At 45.9% G+C, this 22,071-nt stretch carries 21 protein-coding genes; 8 read left to right on the top strand and 13 right to left on the bottom strand.

Translation table 11 applies throughout. The features are described from left to right. Positions 1-9: 9 nt before the first annotated feature. Positions 10-774: a flagellar motor protein PomA gene (pomA, locus tag IRQ95_RS12560; protein WP_194437257.1), complete on the bottom strand. Its 765-nt coding sequence runs from the start codon at positions 772-774 to the stop codon at positions 10-12. A gap of 285 nt (positions 775-1,059) precedes the next feature. On the opposite strand from pomA, the gene xseB reads away from it, so the two are divergent. From xseB to dxs, 3 genes are read left to right on the top strand one after another with little or no spacing between them, the layout of a single operon-like run. Next, complete coding sequence (gene xseB, locus IRQ95_RS12555; protein WP_194437256.1) at positions 1,060-1,302, top strand: exodeoxyribonuclease VII small subunit; 243 nt, start codon at positions 1,060-1,062, stop codon at positions 1,300-1,302. Positions 1,303-1,325: 23 nt separating this feature from the next. Continuing rightward, positions 1,326-2,210, top strand: coding sequence for a (2E,6E)-farnesyl diphosphate synthase (ispA, locus tag IRQ95_RS12550; RefSeq protein ID WP_194437255.1), 885 nt, complete (start codon positions 1,326-1,328; stop codon positions 2,208-2,210). A gap of 20 nt (positions 2,211-2,230) precedes the next feature. Further along, entirely contained in the window at positions 2,231-4,096 is a 1,866-nt protein-coding gene (gene dxs, locus IRQ95_RS12545) for a 1-deoxy-D-xylulose-5-phosphate synthase (RefSeq protein WP_194437254.1), read from the top strand. Positions 4,097-4,172: 76 nt separating this feature from the next. Here dxs and truC read toward each other — a convergent pair whose 3' ends face one another. Both truC and IRQ95_RS12535 read right to left on the bottom strand, forming a co-directional pair. Beyond that, entirely contained in the window at positions 4,173-4,898 is a 726-nt protein-coding gene (truC, locus tag IRQ95_RS12540; RefSeq protein ID WP_194437253.1) for a tRNA pseudouridine(65) synthase TruC, read from the bottom strand. Continuing rightward, the gene (locus IRQ95_RS12535; protein WP_194437252.1) at positions 4,899-5,213 is read right to left on the bottom strand and encodes a YqcC family protein; all 315 of its coding nucleotides are present in this window, start codon (positions 5,211-5,213) and stop codon (positions 4,899-4,901) included. A 77-nt stretch (positions 5,214-5,290) separates the two neighbouring features. Here IRQ95_RS12535 and IRQ95_RS12530 point away from each other — a divergent pair, with 77 nt between their 5' ends. Continuing rightward, positions 5,291-6,328: a DUF3549 family protein gene (locus IRQ95_RS12530; RefSeq protein WP_194437251.1), complete on the top strand. Its 1,038-nt coding sequence runs from the start codon at positions 5,291-5,293 to the stop codon at positions 6,326-6,328. Between the two features lie 23 nt (positions 6,329-6,351). Then, complete coding sequence (locus tag IRQ95_RS12525; RefSeq protein WP_194437250.1) at positions 6,352-6,651, top strand: DUF3301 domain-containing protein; 300 nt, start codon at positions 6,352-6,354, stop codon at positions 6,649-6,651. Here the strand turns inward: IRQ95_RS12525 and IRQ95_RS12520 are convergent. After that, positions 6,599-7,117 carry a GNAT family N-acetyltransferase gene (locus IRQ95_RS12520; protein WP_194437249.1) on the bottom strand — a complete coding sequence of 173 codons (519 nt, stop codon included), beginning with the start codon at positions 7,115-7,117 and terminating at the stop codon, positions 6,599-6,601. The genes IRQ95_RS12525 and IRQ95_RS12520 overlap by 53 nt on opposite strands. Positions 7,118-7,757: 640 nt before the next feature. On the opposite strand from IRQ95_RS12520, the gene IRQ95_RS12515 reads away from it, so the two are divergent. Then, a complete protein-coding gene (locus tag IRQ95_RS12515; RefSeq protein ID WP_194437248.1) occupies positions 7,758-8,039 on the top strand; it encodes a hypothetical protein in 282 nt (93 codons plus the stop codon). A gap of 481 nt (positions 8,040-8,520) precedes the next feature. Here IRQ95_RS12515 and sucD read toward each other — a convergent pair whose 3' ends face one another. From sucD to sdhC, 8 genes are all read right to left on the bottom strand, one after another. Next, on the bottom strand, positions 8,521-9,393 hold the full coding sequence (gene sucD / locus IRQ95_RS12510) for a succinate--CoA ligase subunit alpha (protein WP_075650492.1): 873 nt from the start codon (positions 9,391-9,393) through the stop codon (positions 8,521-8,523). Next, positions 9,393-10,559, bottom strand: a complete 1,167-nt coding sequence (sucC, locus tag IRQ95_RS12505) for an ADP-forming succinate--CoA ligase subunit beta (protein ID WP_075650494.1) — start codon at positions 10,557-10,559, stop codon at positions 9,393-9,395. The genes sucD and sucC overlap by 1 nt, the downstream gene beginning before the upstream one ends. Positions 10,560-10,756: 197 nt before the next feature. Further along, entirely contained in the window at positions 10,757-11,962 is a 1,206-nt protein-coding gene (gene odhB, locus IRQ95_RS12500; protein ID WP_194437247.1) for a 2-oxoglutarate dehydrogenase complex dihydrolipoyllysine-residue succinyltransferase, read from the bottom strand. Positions 11,963-11,973: 11 nt separating this feature from the next. Then, positions 11,974-14,829: a 2-oxoglutarate dehydrogenase E1 component gene (gene sucA, locus IRQ95_RS12495; RefSeq protein WP_194437246.1), complete on the bottom strand. Its 2,856-nt coding sequence runs from the start codon at positions 14,827-14,829 to the stop codon at positions 11,974-11,976. A 103-nt stretch (positions 14,830-14,932) separates the two neighbouring features. Beyond that, on the bottom strand, positions 14,933-15,643 hold the full coding sequence (locus IRQ95_RS12490; protein ID WP_194437245.1) for a succinate dehydrogenase iron-sulfur subunit: 711 nt from the start codon (positions 15,641-15,643) through the stop codon (positions 14,933-14,935). A gap of 14 nt (positions 15,644-15,657) precedes the next feature. After that, positions 15,658-17,424 carry a succinate dehydrogenase flavoprotein subunit gene (gene sdhA / locus IRQ95_RS12485; RefSeq protein ID WP_194437244.1) on the bottom strand — a complete coding sequence of 589 codons (1,767 nt, stop codon included), beginning with the start codon at positions 17,422-17,424 and terminating at the stop codon, positions 15,658-15,660. After that, entirely contained in the window at positions 17,425-17,769 is a 345-nt protein-coding gene (gene sdhD / locus IRQ95_RS12480; protein WP_194437243.1) for a succinate dehydrogenase, hydrophobic membrane anchor protein, read from the bottom strand. Next, positions 17,763-18,155, bottom strand: a complete 393-nt coding sequence (gene sdhC / locus IRQ95_RS12475) for a succinate dehydrogenase cytochrome b556 subunit (RefSeq protein ID WP_075650506.1) — start codon at positions 18,153-18,155, stop codon at positions 17,763-17,765. Before sdhC ends, sdhD begins: the two co-directional genes overlap by 7 nt. Before the next feature lie 397 nt (positions 18,156-18,552). Between sdhC and IRQ95_RS12470 the strand changes: the two genes are divergently transcribed. Continuing rightward, entirely contained in the window at positions 18,553-19,842 is a 1,290-nt protein-coding gene (locus IRQ95_RS12470) for a citrate synthase (RefSeq protein WP_194437242.1), read from the top strand. Positions 19,843-20,458: 616 nt separating this feature from the next. Here IRQ95_RS12470 and IRQ95_RS12465 read toward each other — a convergent pair. Next, positions 20,459-21,217: a Nif3-like dinuclear metal center hexameric protein gene (locus tag IRQ95_RS12465; RefSeq protein ID WP_194437241.1), complete on the bottom strand. Its 759-nt coding sequence runs from the start codon at positions 21,215-21,217 to the stop codon at positions 20,459-20,461. An 89-nt stretch (positions 21,218-21,306) separates the two neighbouring features. Here IRQ95_RS12465 and IRQ95_RS12460 point away from each other — a divergent pair, with 89 nt between their 5' ends. Beyond that, entirely contained in the window at positions 21,307-22,065 is a 759-nt protein-coding gene (locus IRQ95_RS12460) for a DUF1853 family protein (RefSeq protein WP_194437240.1), read from the top strand. Positions 22,066-22,071: the final 6 nt, after the last annotated feature.

Below are 22,071 nucleotides of genomic sequence, written 5' to 3'. Positions count from 1 at the left end.
AACTCAACCTTAACTATTGTCGATGTCGAGTGAGCGTTTACCTTCATTGAGGTAATTCTTCAAATAACTATCAATCACACGTGGGTTTTGCCCATCTTGAATTGCCAATACACCGTCCATAATTAAGCGGCGATTAAGCTTCTCTTGTTCACGACGCAACGACAACTTATCGGCAATTGGAAAAAACACCATGTTAGACAACACCGCGCCATACAAAGTCGTTAAAAGTGCCACCGCCATTGCGGGACCGATCGCTTTCGGATCATCCATATTTGATAGCATAGCGACCAAACCAACCAGAGTACCGATCATCCCCATCGCCGGCGCTACGTCACCGTACGCTTTAAACGCACCAGCGCCTTTCTCATGACGCTCATCGGTTAAGGCAATGTCTTTTTGTAGCGCTGAACGCACAACATCTGCATCATGGCCATCCACCAATAGGTCGATACCTTTCTGCATAAAGCTATTTGAGATTTCCATCTCCTCAAGCGCAAGGAAGCCGCCTTTACGAGCAGCGTCAGCCATTTCAACAATTTTAGCAATCAGATCTTCTGGCTCATCCGCTTTAAACATGAAAGCTTTACCAGCAATTTTGGCTGCACCTAAAAACTGCCCAATGGTGAATTTCATCAATACTACAAATGTTGAGCCACCAACAACGATCAAAATGGATGTAACATCGACATACATCCCGATGCTTCCGCCTAAAACCATTGCCATGATAACGAAAGCAAAACCGCCAATTAAGCCCAAAAGGGTAGCTAAATCCACACAGCACTCCTCATGCTAACTCATTACTCTATCTCTGGAATTATATCGGCAGGCACGATGAATCTTTAGCTTTTTTATTGGTATCACTCTCACAAACTGTCTAAAACAATACTGAAAGCAACCAGAGTGACGCCTTTATTTTCTCGCAAGATCGTCAATGAATGAACAAATAATGGTAAAACCAACCGAGTAAACTCTATTTTTCTGACAATTTTACTCGGTTAAATTTGACCATCATAAGCCGCTAAGGTAACTTTCGTGCATCTTTCCAAAACAAGTATAATTATGGCGAGCAAGAAACCAGAAAATATGACCTTTGAATCAACCATTGAAGAGTTAGATTCGATTGTTGAAGATCTTGAAAATGGTGACCTAGCATTAGATGAGGCACTGAAAAAGTTCGAACGTGGCATCTCTTTAGCTCGCGCAGGCCAAACTAAGCTTAATGACGCCGAGCAACGCGTTAGCATTTTATTGCAAAATGACGATAATGCGCCGCTGTCTGATTTTACCCAACAGCCTGAATAATAATATTGTTAGAAGATCGCTCTATGCATGAGGCATTAATCTCGTTCCAGCAACGAAACAATCAACAATTGGAATCGTGGCTAAGCCAGCTTCCTCATCAAAACCAACCACTCATTGACGCAATGCGTTATGGGTTATTACTTGGCGGTAAACGCGCACGTCCATTTTTGGTTTACATCACTGGTCAAATGCTTGGCTGCGCAGTCGAAGACCTTGATACTCCTGCCTCTGCGGTAGAGTGTATCCATGCTTACTCTTTGATCCATGACGACCTACCAGCAATGGATGATGACGAACTGCGTCGTGGTCAACCGACTTGTCATATTAAGTTTGATGAAGCAACTGCAATCCTAACGGGTGATGCATTACAAACCTTAGCCTTTACTATCCTCGCCGATGGGCAATTGAATCCAAATGCCGAAACCATGCGTATTAAAATGGTGAAGGTGCTCGCGGAAGCGTCCGGCGCTGCTGGTATGTGCATGGGACAAGCGTTAGACCTTCAAGCTGAAAATCGTCGAGTTGATTTAAAAGAGCTTGAAGAAATTCACCGAAACAAGACTGGTGCACTGATGAAATGTGCCATTCGACTTGGTGCGCTTGCTGCAGGTGACAAAGGCGTAGAAATGCTGCCTTTATTGGACAAATATGCAGATGCGATAGGTCTCGCGTTTCAGGTTCAAGATGACATTCTTGATATCATCAGTGATACCGAAACGTTAGGTAAACCTCAAGGTTCAGATCAAGAGCTGAATAAAAGCACCTACCCTGCTCTGCTAGGATTAGAAGGTGCGATTGAAAAAGCTAACAATCTGTTACACGAAGCGCTTCAAGCACTGAATGCAATACCATACAATACTGAATTACTGGAAGAGTTCGCCCGATACGTCGTCGAGCGCAAAAACTAACAAAACAAGCGCGCATAATTATGACTCTTGATATTTCAAAGTACCCAACACTAGCGCTGGCAGATACACCAGTTGAGCTACGCAGCCTACCAAAAGAGATGTTGCCAAAGCTATGTGATGAATTACGTACTTACCTTTTAAACTCTGTAAGCCAATCGAGTGGTCATTTGGCTTCAGGTTTGGGCACGGTTGAATTAACTGTGGCACTTCACTACGTCTATAACACGCCATTTGATCATCTTATTTGGGACGTAGGCCATCAAGCGTACCCACACAAAATTTTAACTGGTCGTCGTGAGCAAATGCCAACCATTCGTCAAAAAGACGGATTACACCCATTTCCTTGGCGCGAAGAGAGTGAATACGACACTTTGTCCGTAGGTCACTCATCTACGTCGATCAGTGCCGCTCTAGGTATGGCGATCAGCGCTCACAAAGAGAATCAAAATCGCAAAGTCGTTAGTGTTATCGGCGATGGTGCTATCACTGCCGGTATGGCCTTTGAAGCAATGAACCACGCTGGTGATATTCACCCGGATATGCTGGTGATTCTAAACGACAATGAGATGTCAATTTCAGAAAACGTTGGCGCGCTGAACAACCACCTTGCTCAACTGCTTTCGGGTAACTTCTACACGTCGATTCGTGAAGGCGGCAAACGCGTGCTTTCTGGCGTTCCGCCAATTAAAGAATTGGTACGCCGCACCGAAGAACACCTCAAAGGTATGGTGATCCCTGGCACTCTGTTCGAAGAACTGGGCTTTAACTATATTGGTCCGGTTGACGGTCACGATGTGATTGAGTTGGTAAAAACCCTTAAGAATATGCGAGAGCTAAAAGGTCCACAGTTCTTACATATTATGACCAAAAAAGGTAAAGGCTATGAGCCAGCGGAGAAAGATCCGATTGGTTACCATGGCGTACCTAAGTTCGATCCAAGCCATTCTAGCTTGCCGAAAAGTAGCAGCAGTAAGCCGACCTTCTCAAAGATTTTCGGTGATTTCCTTTGTGATATGGCTGCCCAAGATCCTAAGTTGATGGCAATTACGCCAGCAATGCGTGAAGGCTCGGGTATGGTTCGCTTCTCGAAAGAATTCCCAGAGCAATACTTTGACGTTGCTATTGCAGAACAACACGCAGTAACACTTGCAACCGGTATGGCCATTGCGGGCAACAGCCCTATCGTCGCAATCTACTCTACGTTTTTACAACGTGGTTATGACCAGCTGATCCATGACGTCGCGATTATGGATTTGCCAGTGATGTTTGCTATTGACCGAGCGGGCTTAGTCGGTGCTGATGGTCAAACGCACCAAGGTGCATTCGATATTAGCTTTATGCGCTGCATTCCAAACATGGTCATCATGACGCCAAGTGACGAGAATGAGTGTCGCCAAATGCTTTACACTGGTCACAAGCATACCGGACCTAGTGCCGTTCGTTACCCTCGTGGTAGTGGCATGGGTACACCGATTGAGCAAGAGTTTACCGTACTTGAAATTGGTAAAGGTCGTATGATGCGTCAAGGCGAAAAAGTCGCGATTTTGAACTTCGGTACCTTTATGCCAAATGCCCTAGAAGCAGCAGAAGCGCTCAATGCTACTGTGGCTGATATGCGCTTTGCTAAGCCACTTGACCATGAGCTAATCAAACAGTTAGCCGCTGATCATGATGTACTTGTTACTCTTGAAGAAAACGCGATTGCTGGCGGCGCGGGTGCGGGCGTAATTGAGTTTATGATGCAAGAGAAGATCATCAAACCAGTTCTCAACCTAGGCCTACCCGATCGTTTTATCGCGCAAGGTACGCAAGAAGAGTTGCATCAAGAACTGGGGTTAGATGCGAAAGGTATTGAACAGTCTATTCGCAACTACTTGACCAAGTAGACCTGTCGCTTAAATTGGCTCTATCGCAATAGATACAACAAAGCCCTCAATCGAGGGCTTTGTTTTTTATCTCAATCTATACTTGCGGCGCTTGCCATTCGAACTGCTCAAATAGACGATGCCATGTGCTATCAAAGCCCGCTTGAATAACTAAAGTTTCACCGCTAAATGGATGCACAAACTCTAAGCTTGTCGCGTGCAGTAACAGGCGATGAGAGTCATAGACGTCACGAAACAGTTTATTATGCTTACCATCGCCATGAGTGGTATCACCAACCATAGGGTGGCGTAGGTGCGCCATATGACGACGGAGTTGATGTTTACGCCCGGTATGAGGATTAAGCTCCATCATGCAGTAACGCGTGGTTGGAAAACGCCCCGTTGAATGTGGTATTTCAACTTTAGCCAACGGTCGATAGTCCGTTACCGCTTCTTGAGCCTCTTTCTCTTGGCTGGCGAATTTGTCGGCAATTTTATCCAACTCAACTTTCAACGGATAATCTAGCGTTCCCGCCTCTTCAATCCATCCTCGCACAATCGCATGATAGGTTTTCTTCATTTCATGATTGGCAAACATTGGCATTACTTGCGCGGCAATTTCACTCGACAAAGCAAAAATCAACACACCGGAAGTGGGTCTATCTAAACGGTGCAGAGGGAAAACATGCTGACCAATTTGGTCACGTAGAGTTTGCATCACAAACTGCGTTTCATGTTTATCCAACCAACTGCGATGCACTAGCATCCCTGCTGGTTTGTTGACCGCTACGAAATATTCATCCTGATAAACGATATCTAACACTTAAGCTGCCTCTGTATCAATCTGGCGAATCACCGCAAGAACGGATAAATACTGGGTATGCTGTTTCCAGCACTCTTCAAAATAGGGAGCGATTGCAAAACCTTGTGGTAGCGAAAGCTCGGATTCAATCAACTGACGCATCTTAGGTAAAAAGATCCATTGTAGCCATTGATGCGGCTCTAAAGTATCAATGGCAAAAGGTTGCTGACTCGAAAGCGCCTGCGTCGATGGTGGCATATCCTGCCACAACTTTACCTCGCGGAGTTGTTGCTCAAGCTGGTTAAGTAAAACCGTGAGCGAAGTATCCTGTTTCATTTATCTTTTGTCGTTGACCTTGAAATTAGCCTATAGAGTACCATTTATAAGGGAAAGAAAGTTAGGAAAAGTCTCCCATGGATACCATTCATACCCTGAGCGAACTGCTACGCAATAGCGAGTGTACATTTAAGATTTTCGATTTAGGTCGTCGTATTAAGGCTATTGATAATCATGTATTTGAACAAATTGAGCGAGGCCAACAGCCTTACCCATACCCTCTACAGCGAAAAGCGCACCTAGCGATAGCCTATTGGAACCAAGCCAAACAACCTTGGATTTGGTTCTTAAAATTTGAGCTTGATGAGCGAGGCCTGTTAAAGCAAGCGGATGTGGGTAACTTTATCAAGTTCGTCATCGAAGCAATGGGAACCCGTTTAAACCAAGAGATGGATGAAGAGCAGCAACAAAAGCTGGCTAATAATCCTTATACTTACAAACCTTCTGAAGACAAGATGGCGGTATTCCACAGCCAAATTCGCGCCGATTTAGACCTGCCATGCAGTCCATACTATGAGCACGCTCAACACTACTTCAAAGGTGGATTAGGCTGGCAGAACTGGCAGACCGTGGGTCTACAAGGTATAACAGACATCGCAGCTCGCCTAGGTACAGAGCAAAATGGAGTGGAACTGCGCAAAGCCTTGCCTAATCTTCCCTCAGAGCCGCTCTATGCGCTACTTGGTGCGCTTGAACATACGGAGCTAACAGATAAGCTTGCTCAACGTATTGCTGAATTAGCTCAAGCGCAAATCAACAGCAATGAACCGGACCTCTTTCTTCTTTCAGCTCTGATTCGTGCGCTCGCGGGCGCTGAAACACAAATCGCTCGCCCAATGTTAGAGCAAGTGTTAGCCAGCCCACGCTTAAGCCATCAGGAAATACTCATTGGTATTGCTGGGCGCTGTTGGCATTTATTAGCCGATGCTGTAATTGCCGAACAGTTCCTATTGCGCCTTGCTCAGACAGGAAACCAAACTCTGTTTAACCAACTGTTTGCTGACTTAGTTATGCTACCTGAATTGCGTATGGTTCTATTGCCTTTACTCCATTCATCACCTTCTGCCGAATTAGCCAATGCGTTGGTTAATTTGCAACAAGCGACAAAAGCGTAACCAGAAATGGATGACCAATAGACATGATCACGGACTTATTGGCTATATTACTGCTTTGCTTTGTTTGTATGCTGTTTTGGCAGCAACGACGCCAATCAGAGCTTGCTAAGCTTGCGATTCAGCGAAAATGTAATCAGCTTGACCTACAGTTGATTAGTACTGCTTTAAAAGCACATAAAATAAAAACGCCAGATGGGATCTGGCGTTGGTATACGGTCTATCAGTTTGAATTTTCGGCACTGGGTGATGATTGCTATCAGGGCGAACTAACTATGATAGGCTTTCAAGTAATTCACTTTCATCTACCGCCTCATCGGATGTAAATTGAAATTCATAAAAAGGCCCATAAGCATCGCTATTGAGGCCTTTTTTTACAAAGCCTAACTTCTCTAAAAGACAAATAGAGGCAAAATGATCAACATTAGCCGTTGCCTTAACGCTATGTAAATTAAGATCTCGCGTTGCTTTACTGAAAAAAGCACCTAATGCTTCAGTTGCAATACCCTTCCCCCAATAAGCTTTATCAAAAATAAACACTAGCTCAGGTTCGGTATCAACCTCGTGAATAGAAATGTGACCAATATATTCACGAGTAAAATTATCTAACACCGCTCGTGTATAACGAGTGTTGTCATTTAAAATACGTTCAAAGACTTCTCTCGCTTTAGATACCGTGTACGGACCATTCATTTGCGCACGGTTTTTTACACAGCAGTTAAGCACCACAAAATCAGACAATAATGAGTCGTTATAAGGTACCAGTAATACGCGTCGAGTTGCGATAGTCACAAATCTTCCTTGCTTTCAGCAAACTTAAATTAAGCTCTTCACTTCTCAATAAAAATATATACACAGACCAAATTATTAATTACTAGGTTGCATATATAAAACAATACGTTAGCCGACGTATAGCAACACCTAAGCCAGAATAGCCAAGGTTATTCGCGTTTAATTTTTATTTTAATAAAGATAGGTGGTAGTCAGGTATTCAAAACCTGAGAATAGAATAGTGAGGGAGAATCCCCTTTGAATCCATTCGTCTATCATCCTTAATGGCTATTTCCTAATCAATAGCCGACACACCACTTTAGTAAAGCCCACTAAAGCCATGCGCATCCTTAATGTTAGCCTTATAAATAAGGCTCTTTTTTGAACGCACAATGTAACTGAAAATCCATTTCAAACAATGATCTATCTCGCACTTTATCATCTGTAAGAACGAGTGAATCAAATTGAATTCCCATATTTTTCAACTGGTTATTAAAAGCAAAAAACAAACAACAAATCACACCATGGGCATTATCTTACAGATTTAATGGTCAATGTCTTACACAAAACTCCCATTTTTACCATTCGCCATAGCTAATATAAGACAGTAAAATTAGAGAAAGATCCAATTTATTGGTTATAAAACTCACAAGGAAAGATAATGCTTACTAAAGATGTTAGCCAAGAGTTAGAACAGATTATTAAGGCACTGATTCAAGAAGGCAAAGAGCCAACTGTCGCTTTAGTAAAAGCACGACTAAAAACGTCAGTACCTATGCCAGCTCTTATCAGTACGATTAAAAGCTGGAAAAGCTCTCAACGCGTACCAAAAGTTGAAGTATCCTCTGAAAGCAAAACTGAACCTGACCGCATCGCCGAATTAGAAGCACAGGTAAAAGATCTTCAGCAGCGATTAGCAGCGATTGAAGCGAAGCTGCTGTAGATTGGAACGTTCAGCGCCAATGCACTGACTACGGATTACGGATTACGGATTACGGATTACGGATTACGGATTACGGATTACGGATTACGGATTACGGATTACGGATTACGGATTACGGATTACGGATTACGGATTATCGTTACACCCAGCAACGACATTTACAACATTTTCAGCCACAAAATTATCCCGAAGTGAAGCTTTATACCCGTCCTACTTGAAGTTACAGCGGTGTTGACTGGCACTCACAAACCTCATCACATAGACCATCTATGCTCAGAGGCTTTGTTCCTTTGTCGCCTACCTGCATCTCCAAGTTGTTTGGGTATAGTTTAACGCTCCCAACTCCGTAAACGAATCTCTGATTCGTGTTCCCAAAGCAAAGCCTCAGCTTTGCGTTCCCGCATGCAAGTGCGCAGCTCGTCTCCCAAAAAAGAAGGCCCAGCCGAAGCTGAGCCTTTGATCTTCTTTTATTGCAGCGAGATTACCAACCGGTCACTTCACGAAGTGCTTTACCAATGTCGGCTAGAGACTTAACCGTCTTAACGCCAGCTTCTTCTAGCGCGGCAAACTTATCTTCAGCAGTACCTTTACCACCAGAGATGATCGCACCAGCGTGACCCATACGCTTACCAGGAGGCGCCGTTACACCTGCAATGTAAGAAACCACAGGTTTAGTCACATTGTCTTTTATGAACGCAGCCGCTTCTTCTTCCGCTGTACCACCGATCTCACCAATCATAACGATCGCTTCTGTCTCAGGGTCTTCTTGGAACAGCTTCAAGATGTCGATAAAGTTTGAACCTGGGATTGGGTCACCACCGATACCAACACAAGTAGACTGACCGAAACCTTCGTCGGTAGTCTGCTTAACGGCTTCATAAGTTAGTGTACCAGAGCGCGATACGATACCCACTTTGCCTTTCTTGTGGATATGGCCTGGCATGATACCAATCTTACACTCATCCGGCGTGATAACACCCGGACAGTTAGGACCAATCATCACAACGCCAGCTTCGTCTAGACGTACTTTCACATCCAGCAGATCCAGTGTTGGAATACCTTCCGTGATCGTTACAATCAGCTTTACACCAGCATCAATCGCTTCAAGGATTGCATCTTTACAAAAAGGCGCAGGTACGTAGATAACTGATGCAGTTGCACCAGTCACTTCTACCGCTTCACGTACGGTGTTAAACACTGGTAGACCTAGGTGAGTTTGACCACCTTTGCCTGGTGATACACCACCAACCATTTGTGTGCCGTAAGCGATCGCTTGCTCAGAGTGGAACGTACCTTGACCGCCCGTGAAACCCTGACAGATAACTTTAGTATCTTTATTAATTAGTACTGACATTATTTGCCCTCCGCTGCAGCAACTACTTTTTCTGCTGCTTCAGTTAGAGAGTTTGCAGCGATGATATTTAGACCACTTTCAGCCAGTTTCTGCGAGCCTAGCGGTGCATTGTTACCTTCTAGACGAACAACGACTGGTACTTCAACGCCAACTTCTTCAACAGCGCCAATGATACCTTCTGCAATCAGGTCACAACGAACGATGCCGCCGAAGATATTAACCAGTACCGCTTTCACATTACTGTCAGATAGGATGATCTTGAAGGCTTCAGTAACACGCTCTTTGGTTGCGCCGCCGCCTACATCAAGGAAGTTTGCTGGTTGGCCGCCATGTAGGTTTACGATATCCATCGTACCCATCGCCAGACCTGCACCGTTAACCATACAGCCGATGCTGCCATCCAGAGCTACGTAGTTAAGCTCCCATTGTGCTGCATGTGCTTCGCGCTCATCTTCTTGTGAAGGATCGTGCATCTCACGCAGCTTTGGCTGACGGTAAAGTGCGTTAGAGTCGATATTAATTTTGCCATCTAGACACAGTAGATCACCTGCTCCAGTGATAACCAGAGGGTTGATTTCAAGCAGTGCTAGATCGTATTGAGCAAACATTTCGCCTAGACCAACAAAGATCTTAACGAACTGTTTGATTTGGTCACCTTTAAGACCAAGTTTGAATGCTAGTTCACGGCCTTGGTAAGCCTGTGGACCAACAAGCGGATCGATTGCGGCTTTATGGATGAGCTCTGGCGTTTCTTCTGCCACTTTCTCAATTTCCACACCACCTTCTGTCGATGCCATGAATACAATGCGTTGAGTTGAACGATCAACTACTGCACCCAAATATAGCTCGTTAGCGATATCAGACGCTTCCTCAACCAAAATTTTAGATACTGGCTGACCATTAGCATCTGTTTGGTAAGTTACTAGGTTTTTACCTAGCCACTTTTGAGCAAATTCTTTCACACCATCTTTAGTATCATGCAGTTCAACGCCGCCCGCTTTACCGCGGCCACCAGCGTGTACCTGACACTTAACGACTTTTTTCTCTGTGCTAATGCGACCTGCTGCTTCGAACGCTTCTTGTGGGGTATCACAAGCGTAACCTTCCGGCACAGGCAAACCGAATTCTGCAAACAGCTGTTTGGCTTGGTATTCATGCAAATTCATTTTGATATTCCGTTTGTTCTTCCCTTAAGGGATTTATAATTTCCATTAACGTTGCAGTAGAACTCTGCTTACACGTCTGTAGGGTCTTCTCAAATCAATCGCAATACGATTCAAATGAAGGCCAGACAGTTGAGCCAGTCTAGCCCCGAGAGCTAAAGGCGTCGAGTCATCCAAGACAACTCGACGTTTTAGCGATATTAAACGTCTAATAACAGACGCGCTGGATCTTCTAGTAGCTCTTTAATGGTTACTAGGAAGCCCACTGACTCACGACCATCGATTAAACGGTGATCGTAAGATAGAGCTAGGTACATCATTGGCAGAATTTCTACCTTGCCATCCACAGCCATCGGACGATCTTGGATCTTATGCATGCCCAAGATTGCTGACTGAGGTGGGTTAATGATTGGCGTTGACATTAGTGAGCCAAATACACCGCCGTTAGTGATAGTAAAGTTACCGCCCATCAGCTCATCAACCGTTAGCTTGCCATCACGACCTTTGATAGCCAGTTCTTTGATGCCTTTCTCAACATCAGCAAAACCTAGAGTGTCACAATCTTTAAGAACGGGGGTCACTAGGCCACGTGGCGTTGATACTGCCATGCTGATATCAAAATAGTTGTGATAAACAATGTCATCACCATCAATCGACGCATTCACTTCTGGGTAACGTTTTAGTGCTTCCGTTACCGCTTTTACGTAGAAAGACATGAAACCAAGACGAATGCCGTGACGCTCTTCGAACTGGTCTTTGTACTGCTTACGAAGATCCATGATTGGCTTCATGTTCACTTCGTTAAATGTAGTTAGCATTGCTGTGCTGTTCTTCGCTTCAAGAAGACGGTTCGCCACTGTCTTACGCAAACGAGTCATTGGCACACGCTTTTGACTGCGAGCAGCGGCTGGAGCTTGAGCAACTGGCTCTTCTGCTTTTACGCTCGATTTTGCGTTAGCTAAGTGCGCGTCAATGTCTTCGCGAGTAATACGGCCACCCACACCAGAGCCCTTCACTTGTGAAGCTTCTAGGCCATGTTCAGCAAGTAAACGACGAACCGCAGGACTTAGGGCATCGTTGCTCTCTTCTGTCAGCGCTGCTTTGTGACGCTTGTCTGGCGATGACTCTGTCTCAGCGGTCGTATCTGTTGTAGGTTCACCAGCAACAGCACCTGGCTTCAACTTAGCGATTAGCTGCTTAGAAAGTACCGTAGCACCTTCTTCTTCTATGATGGCTTCTAAAATACCTGCTTCTGGAGCAGGAACTTCAAGTACAACCTTATCGGTTTCGATATCTACAAGAACTTCATCACGCTCAACCATTTCTCCTGGTTGCTTGTGCCATGTAGCGACGGTTGCGTCTGCAACTGATTCAGGTAAATCTGGAACCAGAATTTCAATTGTCATTTCTATCTTCCTTATGCTTCTAGTTCTTTATCTGAGGTTTTCGAATCTGATGTATTAGAACCAGTGGTCAAAGCGTCTTCGACCAACGCTTTTTGTTGTTTCAAGTGTACCGACATATAACCTACCGCCGGAGATGCTGAAGCTGGGCGGCCCGCATATTTAAGGTCTGCGCCAGCTGGAATGGCTGCGCGGAAATTATGCTGGCTACAGTACCAAGCACCTTGGTTCTGTGGCTCTTCTTGGCACCAAACAAAATCTTCAACATTGGTGTATTGAGCAATCGCTTCTTTCACTTCTTCCAATGGGAATGGGTAAAGCTGCTCGATACGCACGATAGCAACATCGTCTTGCTCGTTCTTGCGGCGCTGTTCAAGCAGGTCGAAATATACCTTGCCAGAACAGAACACTACGCGTTTCACCTTACTTGCTTCCAGTTGATCTATCTCTGGAATTGCAGGTAAGAACGTACCGTCAGATAAGTCTTCTAAACTTGAAATACACAATGGGTGACGTAGCAGTGATTTCGGTGACATCACAATCAGTGGGCGGCGCATTGGGCGCACCACTTGACGACGAATCATGTGATAAACCTGAGCTGGCGTTGAGGGCACAACAACCTGCATATTCTGCTCAGCACAAAGCTGTAGGTAACGCTCTAGGCGCGCCGACGAGTGCTCAGGGCCCTGACCTTCATAACCATGTGGTAGTAGCATTGTTAGACCACACAAACGCGCCCACTTTTGCTCACCCGAGGAGATAAATTGGTCAATCACAACTTGCGCGCCGTTAGCGAAGTCACCAAACTGCGCTTCCCAAATGGTTAAACCACTCGGCTCAGCCGTCGCGTAGCCATATTCAAAGGCCAATACCGCTTCTTCAGACAGCACCGAGTCAATCACTTGGAAAGGCCCCTGCTTATCATGAATATTCGCTAGAGGAATATAGGTACTTGCGTCTGATTGGTTGTGCAGCACAGAGTGTCGGTGGAAGAAAGTACCACGTCCAGAATCCTGACCTGAAATACGAATGCGCTTCCCGTCATCAAGTAAGGTCGCGTAAGCCAAGGTTTCTGCCATACCCCAGTCAACCGCTTTCTCACCGCTCATCATTGATAGACGATCGTTGTAAAGCTTGTTAACTCGGCTCTGTAGCTTATGACTGTCTGGGTACTGACATAGACGGTTACCTAATTCAACTAGGCGATCTCTGTCGTACTGACTATTCCAAGGCGTATCCCAGTCGTGACCTAGATATGGAGACCAGTCTACTGAATGTAGAGCCATTGGACGCCACTCTTTCACCACCACTTCACCACGATCTAACGCATCACGATATTCATTGATTAGCGCTGTTGCCGTCTCAATGTCGTTATCACCGCGCTCGATCAGTACATCAGCATATAGCTTACGTGGCGTTGGATGCTTTTTGATTTTTTGATACATCAACGGTTGAGTCGCATTTGGCTCATCCGCTTCGTTGTGACCATGACGACGGTAACAAACCAAATCAATCACAACATCACGCTTAAATTCATTGCGGTAATCAAGTGCAATGCGCGTAACAAAGGCGACCGCTTCTGGATCATCGGCGTTCACGTGGAAGATTGGCGCCTGTACCATCTTAGCAATATCAGTACAGTACATGGTTGAACGCGTATCGGTCGGGTTTGAAGTCGTGAAACCAACTTGGTTGTTCACCACGATACGAACCGTACCACCGACACGATAACCACGTGACTGTGACATATTAAATGTCTCAGCAACCACACCTTGACCAGCGACCGCTGAGTCACCGTGAATCGTAATTGGTAATACTGTGCTGCCGTTTTTATCGCCAAGGCGATCTTGGCGGGCACGAACCGAACCAATCACTACTGGGTTTACAATCTCGAGATGCGACGGGTTAAACGCCAACGCTAAGTGAACATCACCACCTGGCGTTGCAAAGTCAGCTGAGAAACCTTGGTGATATTTAACATCACCCGTTCCCCAAGAATCACCATGTTTACCGGCAAATTCATCAAACAGATCTTGTGGTTTTTTGCCTAACACGTTAACCAACATGTTTAAACGACCACGGTGTGCCATGCCAATAACGACCTCACGCATGCCGCTGTTACCAGCATGACGGATTAATTCTTTAGTCATTGGAATTAGGGCATCACCACCCTCTAGAGAGAAACGTTTTGCACCTGGGAATTTTGCGCCTAAATAGCGCTCAAGGCCTTCCGCTGCGGTAAGTTCTTCTAAGAAGTTACGCTTCTCATCTGCGGTGAACGATGGCTGACCAACCACTGACTCTAAACGCTGCTGGATCCAACGTTTTTGTTCCGTATCGGTCATGTGCATGTACTCTGCACCAATCGAACCGCAGTAGGTTTTCTTCAATGACGAATAGATATCTTTTAGCTTCATGGTCTCTTGACCAATAGCAAAAGAACCCACGTTGAATGTTTCTTCTAAGTCATCATCGTTGAGATTGTGGAAGGAAGGGTCTAGTTCTGCCACTGTAGGGCGGTTCCATAGACCTAGAGGATCGAGATCAGCTGCCTCATGACCGCGGAAACGGTACGCGTTAATCAGCTGTAGAACTTTTACTTGTTTAGCATCGACGTCGGGGTCACTAACTTGGACATTGTAATGCTTTGTTTCTTGAGCGAGTCGACGGAAGTAATCACGGACACGTGAGTGCGGCTGTTCCACCACATCTGCAGATGGCTTAGGCAAACCATCAAATACACGAATCCACTCCTCACTTACCAGATCGGGGTCACTTAGATACAATTCGTAGAGATCCTCTACGTATGTCGCATTTGCGCCTGCCAAGTGTGAAGACTCGAGCCATGCCTTCATCACACTGTTGTGCATATTTTCCCTTAACCAGTAGTTTTCACGTTTGCAGCGGTCTATGCCGCGCTTCTATTGAATAGGCCGCTACCCAAAATTGAGTAGCGGCAATTTTAACAGTTCACTAAACCGAACGATTTACCAACATCGACTTGATGTGACCAATCGCTTTTGTAGGATTTAGTCCCTTAGGACAAACACTTACACAATTCATGATGCCATGGCAACGAAAAACACTAAATGCATCGTCGAGATCGGACAATCGTTCATCAGTTGCCGTATCTCGGCTGTCAATTAACCAACGATAGGCGGCCAATAGACCGGCAGGACCGATAAACTTATCAGGGTTCCACCAGAACGACGGGCAAGAAGTGGTACAACACGCACACATGATACATTCATAAAGACCATCCAAATGGGCACGGTCTTCTGGCATTTGCAAGTTTTCACGTGATGGTGGCATTGCTCCATCAGAGATCAAGAATGGCTTAACCTTGGCGTAGTTATCGTAAAATTGGGTCATATCTACGATCAGGTCACGAACCACAGGCAAACCAGGCAATGGTCGAATCACAATTTTCTCACCCTGCAAGGCAGAGAGCGGTGTGATACACGCCAAACCATTTTTGCCGTTCATGTTTAAACCATCTGAACCACAGACACCTTCACGGCACGAACGACGGAACGCGATAGTAGGGTCTTGTTCTTTCAATAAGATCAGTGCATCTAGCACCATCATATCGGAACCTTCTTCTACCTCGAGCGTGTAGTCCTTCATGTAAGGCTTGTTATCTACATCAGGGTTATAGCGGTACAAAGAGAAGCTTAGTTTCATTTTTCATTCCTCCCTTAGTACGTACGAACTTTCGGCGGGAACGCATCACGATGCACAGGCGTCATGTTGACATCACGCTTCGACATCTGTTCCGTTTCCGGGTTATAGATTGAGTGGCATAGCCAATTCTCATCATCACGCTCTGGGAAATCGAAACGAGCATGAGCGCCGCGGCTTTCAGTACGGTAGTTAGCCGCAACAGCCGTAGAATATGCCGTTTCCATCAAGTTATCTAACTCTAGACACTCAATACGTTGCGTGTTGAATTCTTTTGACTTGTCCGATAAGTGTGCTTCTTTTAGTCGCTCACGAATCACTTTCAACTCTTCTAGCCCTGTAGCCATCGCATCGCCTTCACGGAATACCGAGAAGCTGTTCTGCATACACTGCTGTAGGTCCTTACGGATTTGGAATGGGTCTTCACCACTCGCGCTATTTTCCCAACGCATAGTACGCGCCAATGATGCCTCGATATCTGACTCAGAAGCAGGGCGAGCCTCTGATTGTGCAGCCAAGGTTTCACCAAGATGTAGGCCAGTCGCGCGTCCAAACACCACTAAATCGAGTAGCGAGTTGCCACCCAAGCGGTTCGCTCCATGTACGGAGACTGACGCAATTTCGCCACAAGCAAATAGACCTTGAACTTCCATCTCGCCACCGTCAGCTGCTTGCTTGATAGCCTGACCAGAAACTTGAGTCGGTACCCCACCCATCATGTAGTGACAAGTTGGAATTACTGGGATCGGCTCTTTAACTGGGTCGACGTGAGCAAAGGTACGAGAAAGCTCACAGATACCAGGCAGACGAGACTCAAGCACTTCTTTACCAAGGTGATCCAGTTTCAGTTTAATGTGTGGGCCCCATGGACCATCACAGCCGCGACCTTCACGGATCTCAATCATCATAGAACGAGCCACAACGTCACGACCAGCAAGGTCTTTCGCGTTGGGTGCGTAACGCTCCATAAAGCGCTCACCATCTTTGTTCAGCAGGTAACCACCTTCACCACGACAGCCTTCTGTTACCAGTACACCGGCTCCAGCGATACCCGTTGGGTGGAACTGCCACATTTCCATATCTTGCATCGGAACGCCAGCGCGCAGCGCCATACCCACACCATCACCAGTGTTGATGTGCGCATTGGTTGTCGATGCGTAGATACGACCAGCGCCACCTGTTGCAAGAATGGTTGCTTTCGATTTGAAATAAACAATCTCGCCAGTTTCCATGCAGATAGCGGTACAACCAACCACGGCACCATCTTGGTTTTTCACCAAATCCAACGCATACCACTCAGAGAAAATCATGGTCTTGTGTTTCACGTTTTGCTGGTAAAGCGTATGCAGCAATGCGTGACCAGTACGGTCAGCAGCCGCAGCCGTGCGTGCCGCTTGCTCGCCACCAAACTCTTTTGACTGACCACCAAACGGACGTTGATAAATTGAACCGTCTTCAAAACGTGAGAAAGGTAAGCCCATTTTCTCAAGCTCAATCACCGATTCAGGACCGTTTTTACACATGTATTCGATGGCATTTTGGTCACCAATGTAGTCCGAACCTTTCACGGTATCGTACATATGCCACTGCCAATCATCCTTATGTGAGTTACCTAACGCTACGGTAATACCGCCCTGTGCAGATACCGTGTGCGAACGTGTAGGGAAAACTTTTGAGAGCAGAGCGCAGGTTAAACCTTGCTCTGAAATTTGTAGAGCGGCGCGCATACCTGCACCGCCTGCGCCGATTACAACGGCATCGAATTCACGAACTGGAATAGACACTTACGCACCCCACAGAATAAACAGACCAGAGAAGAAGTAGCCAAGCAATAGCGTGACTACGCCGACTTGTAGACCACCGCGTAACTTAGAGCACTTAATGTAGTCCGTCAGCACCTGCCACAAACCGATCCAAGCGTGAATCAATACGCTGGTCAGTGCGACCATTGTGAATGCTTTGGTGAAGTTACCAGCAAAAAACTGGCTCCATGATGCGTACGAGATATCAGAGAAAGCGACAAAGCTGACTAGATAGATCGTGTATAGCGTCATAATGATTGCAGTTGCACGAATCAATAGGAAATCATGCACACCATTACGACCAAATGATGAAACGTGGTTTACCATACCAATACCCCCGCTAATAGAGACAGCACAGCTGTAACACCGAATGAAACTTTCGCGCTCATTGCGCCAGTGTCCAGCTCTTCAAAGTAGCCTAGGTCCATCAGCAAGTGACGAACGCCACCCACAATGTGGTAGGCCAAAGCGGTTAGGATTCCCCAAAGGATAAACGTGAAAAACCAGCCATCGACAATATCGACAGCTTTCATATATCCGACAGGAGATGATAGAGATAAAGACAGCAACCATAACAGGATACCGACTGCTACAAACGTGATCACACCGGAAACTCGATGAAGAATAGATGCGATAGCAGTGATCGGAAAGCGTATGGTTTGCAAGTCTAGGTTTACAGGTCTTGACTTTCTTTCTTTCACGGGCTTGCTCACTCAGCTCACTAGAGCATTTATAGTTATTGACGAAACTTGGAAGCTGAACCCTTTAAAATAATAACATTTTGATAACAAAATCGAACAAATATGAGCGAGTTAATTGTAAGCAAATTGTTAACAACAAAGCTTGAAAAGATAGACGATAATTCTTTCAATCCTTGAATTTATTAGGTTTCTCCCAGATTTCACGCCACCAATATACGGCTGGCAACATTCTAATACAATTAGTGTAACAATTTTTGCTACACAGAACAGATTTTTAACTTAATGTGCGCAAAAAATAATAACAAGAGCACACATCAGAGGAGAAAAATTGACTTTGTTAACGAAGAGACGTACAAAAATGGCACACAAACATCCTGGATGGATTAAATAATAAACAAAGGAGATTGTTATGGCGGATAAGAAAGCTACCCTTCATATTGAAGGCCAAGCGCCAGTCGAGCTGCCAATTATGGAAGGGACCATCGGTCCTGACGTGATTGACGTTCGCAAACTTGGGGCCACAGGCCACTTTACTTTTGACCCAGGTTTTCTTGCCACTGCATCTTGTGAATCTCAAATAACTTACATCGATGGCGGCAAAGGTGTACTACTGCACCGCGGTTTCCCTATCGATCAGTTAGCGAATAACGCTGATTATTTGGAAGTCTGTTATATTCTTCTTTACGGTGAAGCCCCAACCCGTGAGCAATACGAGAAGTTCAAAACGACGGTAACTCGTCATACTATGGTGCATGAGCAAATTGCTAGCTTCTTCCACGGCTTCCGTCGTGATGCACACCCTATGGCCGTTATGTGTGGTGTAGTTGGTGCTCTAGCAGCCTTCTACCACGATTCACTTGATATCAACAACGACGTGCACCGTGAGATCGCGGCTTATCGTCTGATTTCAAAAATGCCAACACTGGCTTCCATGTGTTACAAGTACTCAATTGGCCAGCCATTTATCTACCCACGTAACGACTTGAACTACGCGGAAAACTTCCTACACATGATGTTTGCTAACCCATGTGAAGAATATGAAGTGAACCCAGTAGTCGCACGTGCCATGGATAAAATTTTCACCCTACACGCAGACCACGAGCAAAATGCATCAACGTCGACAGTCCGTCTGTCAGGTTCATCTGGTGCTAACCCATTTGCATGTATCGCAGCGGGTATCGCATCGCTATGGGGACCTGCTCACGGCGGCGCTAACGAAGCGTGTCTGAAGATGCTTGAAGAAATCGGTAGTGTAGACAATATTCCTGAGTTCGTTGAGCGTGCGAAAGACAAAGATGATCCATTCCGTCTAATGGGCTTCGGTCACCGCGTTTATAAGAACTATGACCCACGCGCAACGGTCATGCGCGAAGCGTGTCATGAAGTTCTTACCGAACTAAACATCCAAGATCCTCTGCTAGACGTTGCAATGGAACTTGAGCGTATTGCGCTATCTGATGAGTACTTCGTGTCGAAGAAACTGTACCCGAACGTAGATTTCTACTCAGGTATCATTCTGAAAGCGATTGGTATTCCAGTATCGATGTTTACCGTAATCTTTGCCATGTCTCGTACTATCGGCTGGATTGCACACTGGAACGAAATGCACAGCGATCCGACTAACCGTATCGGTCGTCCTCGTCAGCTATACACTGGTGAAGACCAGCGTGAATTCCGCCCTCTGCATGAGCGTGAATAGGCGATAAAGCATAGAAAAGCTAAGGGCTGACGTGTAAGCGTCAGCCCTTTCTTTTTGGATGCGGGATGCGGGATGCGGGATGCGGGATGCGGGATGCGGGATGCGGGATGCGGGATGCGGGATGCGGGATGCGGGATGCGGGATGCGGGATGCGGGATGCGGGATGCGGGATATTTTGTCTTTTAGAGCACAAGTTGAGTCAATGATTTTTAGTCATTGAGGGTGAGCATCAAACCTTACGCCCCTCAAGAGCGAGACACTTTATATATTTGTCATCCTCAAGAGCATAACCATACCCCTGTCATCCTCAAGAGCGAGGTACGAGCGAGTTGGGGATCTCGCTTTCACACAACAAAACAAGATTCCCTACTCGTGCTAACGCACTCTATGGAATGACAAACTTAAGCCAAGCACTCGATAAGACAAAGCCTGCCCATATCCGGAAGCGAGGCGTTCCATAGGGCTAAGCCCGTTCCCACTTCCCGAAGCGAAGCGTTCCGTAGGACGAAGTCCGCCCCCACTTCCCGAAGCGAAGCGTTCCGTAGGACGAAGTCCGCCCCCACTTCCCGAAGCGCAGCGTTCCGTAGGACGAAGTCCGTTCCCTTTCCTCGTCCCTTTAAACCGGATTATCGATATCGATAAAGGTCACATCCAAGCCATGCTCGTTTGCTAACCACTCACCAAGGGCTTTGATCCCATAACGTTCAGTAGCATGGTGCCCCGCAGCAAAGTAGTGAATATCCAACTCGCGAGCACTGTAAGTTGTGCGTTCTGAGATCTCACCCGAAATAAATGCATCCAAACCATGTTGAGCGGCAAGCTCGATATAGTCTTGACCACCACCAGTACACCAACCTACCGTTTCAATTAGCTTTTCTGCGCGCTCTGGAGCAATATGCAGTGGCTTACGCTTTAATATGGCATCAATACGTGCGGTAAACTCAGCGCCCGTTACAGGCTGTTTTAGGCGGCCATACATGGCGACCGATTGAGGATGTCCTTCTAATCCACCCTCTACTTCAATCTCAAGTAAACGCGCCAGTTCAGCGTTGTTACCGAGTTCAGGATGAATGTCTAAAGGCAAGTGATAACCAAACAGGTTGATATCATGTTTAATCAAGGTGCGAATGCGTTTACCTTTCATGCCACGAATTGGCTCTGGCTCTCCTTTCCAAAAATAGCCGTGATGAACCAATAAAGCATCGGCGCCAAGATCGACAGCTTTGTCAATCAGCGCTTGTGAAGCGGTAACGCCTGTAACGATTTTTTTTATCTGTTCGCCACCTTCAACTTGCAGACCATTAGGGCTGTAGTCCTTAATCAATTGTGGTGAGAGTTTTTCGTTAAGTATCTTTTCAAGTTGTAGATTATTCATCTTACTTTCCAGTATCCTGACTTTAGCGAAGTTATAACAACTTCATTCTCAATTGTCGAAACAAACCCTATAGAAAATAGTGAGTAGATATGAGTGCCTTGGACGAGTTTTATCAATGGATAACCACCAGCCAAAACCTTATCGAGCCCCATGATATTTTCTGCGATTTACGCACCTTAAACCCAAGCCCTCTGGCCAATAACGCGGTATACAATGGCAACCGTCGGCTCGGTTTTATCTATCAACACCTATGTACTCAAGCTTTTGTCAACAGCCCCAACTATCAAGTGCTAGCAGAAGAGATCCAACTCTCTGAACAAGGGCGCACGTTAGGCGCCATCGATCTCATCGTGCGCAATAGACAAGAACAAAGAAATGAACATTGGGAAGTCGCGATAAAATTCTACCTATTGCACAACGGCAACTGGTTTGGTCCTAACGCCCACGATCAGTTGGAGACAAAACTACCACGCATGCTCACCCATCAGTTGGCCATGTCCAATACCTCACAATTTCAACAGCAACACCCAGAATTAGAAGTGGCGACTCACCACTTGCTCATGCAAGGCAGGCTCTATATTAATCCATTTAATTCCGAACCCACCCCAACTCACTGCTTGGAGTATCCTCTTAATTCCTCACAAATTAGCGGCCACTGGTGCCATTACTCTCAAGCCCATCAAATACAAGAAACACTGTATGAACTGCCGAAAATCCGCTGGGCAACGGGAAAAGAGCTCAATGCCACAATCGTAGAGCCCAACCCTGAGCGATTTATTCACGCTCAAACTGAAAGCGGACAGTTTTGGTTTGTGGTGCCAGATGTGTGGCCGGGGCGGAACGCATAGCTTACG

The sequence above is a fragment of the Vibrio fluminensis genome, from assembly GCF_015278125.1.
In the GTDB taxonomy this organism is placed as follows: Bacteria; Pseudomonadota; Gammaproteobacteria; order Enterobacterales; family Vibrionaceae; genus Vibrio; species Vibrio fluminensis.
Note: the sequence above shows the minus strand (reverse complement) of the source record. Positions and strands in the feature narration are given on the sequence as shown.

Bases quoted from the DNA above. Each gene is read 5' to 3' on its own strand.
- xseB (WP_194437256.1), top strand. From the start codon at position 1,060: ATGGCGAGCAAGAAACCAGAAAATATGACCTTTGAATCAACCATTGAA.
- ispA (WP_194437255.1), top strand. From the start codon at position 1,326: ATGCATGAGGCATTAATCTCGTTCCAGCAACGAAACAATCAACAATTG.
- dxs (WP_194437254.1), top strand. From the start codon at position 2,231: ATGACTCTTGATATTTCAAAGTACCCAACACTAGCGCTGGCAGATACA.
- IRQ95_RS12535 (WP_194437252.1), bottom strand. From the start codon at position 5,213: ATGAAACAGGATACTTCGCTCACGGTTTTACTTAACCAGCTTGAGCAA.
- IRQ95_RS12530 (WP_194437251.1), top strand. From the start codon at position 5,291: ATGGATACCATTCATACCCTGAGCGAACTGCTACGCAATAGCGAGTGT.
- IRQ95_RS12525 (WP_194437250.1), top strand. From the start codon at position 6,352: ATGATCACGGACTTATTGGCTATATTACTGCTTTGCTTTGTTTGTATG.
- IRQ95_RS12515 (WP_194437248.1), top strand. From the start codon at position 7,758: ATGCTTACTAAAGATGTTAGCCAAGAGTTAGAACAGATTATTAAGGCA.
- sucD (WP_075650492.1), bottom strand. From the start codon at position 9,393: ATGTCAGTACTAATTAATAAAGATACTAAAGTTATCTGTCAGGGTTTC.
- sucC (WP_075650494.1), bottom strand. From the start codon at position 10,559: ATGAATTTGCATGAATACCAAGCCAAACAGCTGTTTGCAGAATTCGGT.
- odhB (WP_194437247.1), bottom strand. From the start codon at position 11,962: ATGACAATTGAAATTCTGGTTCCAGATTTACCTGAATCAGTTGCAGAC.
- sucA (WP_194437246.1), bottom strand. From the start codon at position 14,829: ATGCACAACAGTGTGATGAAGGCATGGCTCGAGTCTTCACACTTGGCA.
- IRQ95_RS12490 (WP_194437245.1), bottom strand. From the start codon at position 15,643: ATGAAACTAAGCTTCTCTTTGTACCGCTATAACCCTGATGTAGATAAC.
- sdhD (WP_194437243.1), bottom strand. From the start codon at position 17,769: ATGGTAAACCACGTTTCATCATTTGGTCGTAATGGTGTGCATGATTTC.
- IRQ95_RS12470 (WP_194437242.1), top strand. From the start codon at position 18,553: ATGGCGGATAAGAAAGCTACCCTTCATATTGAAGGCCAAGCGCCAGTC.
- IRQ95_RS12465 (WP_194437241.1), bottom strand. From the start codon at position 21,217: ATGAATAATCTACAACTTGAAAAGATACTTAACGAAAAACTCTCACCA.
- IRQ95_RS12460 (WP_194437240.1), top strand. From the start codon at position 21,307: ATGAGTGCCTTGGACGAGTTTTATCAATGGATAACCACCAGCCAAAAC.